The organism is Monashia sp. HAY1-2A, from assembly GCF_056755315.1.
This window is the reverse complement of the sequence record NZ_JBNDHY010000329.1, coordinates 1-462: the sequence shown is the minus strand read 5'-3', so window position 1 is coordinate 462 and position 462 is coordinate 1. Positions and strand designations below refer to the sequence as shown.

Below are 462 nucleotides of genomic sequence, written 5' to 3'. Positions count from 1 at the left end.
CACGAGGGCGATTTAGAGGCTGTCCTGGCGCATCACGCTCCGGAAATCGTGATGTACGACGTCCCGCCACCCGAGGATGGGGTACGCGGGTTGGCCGCATACGAGCAGACGTGGCCGGGGTTCTTTAAGTGGCAGGAGAGGGCCACCTTCGATCTCTTGTCGTTGGAGGTTGTTGCCGGCCCAGACGTGGCATTCGCATACGGCTTGCTTCGGTGCGGGACTCCTGAGGAGCTTGCGGCCATCCCGGACCGACGTCTACGCCTTACTGTGGGGCTGCGCAAGGTGGGCGATCACTGGACAGTCCTTCACGAGCACCACTCCTTCACCGCTCGCGATTAAGGCCGACGGTTTCCCAGCCTCCACCCGTTGCGCCTTCTTGACTGGCCAGCCCGCTCCTGGCGACCGAGGACGGGATGAGACCGACGCCCTCAACCCGGACGATCGAACGCGCCATCCGCGGCA

At 64.3% G+C, this 462-nt stretch carries 1 protein-coding gene; it reads left to right on the top strand.

Annotation, left to right across the window (positions count from 1 at the left end):
• Window positions 1-339: YybH family protein (locus ACPYOM_RS22150; RefSeq protein WP_481347612.1), on the top strand; the 339-nt coding region annotated here is incomplete at its 5' end.
• Window positions 340-462: the final 123 nt, after the last annotated feature.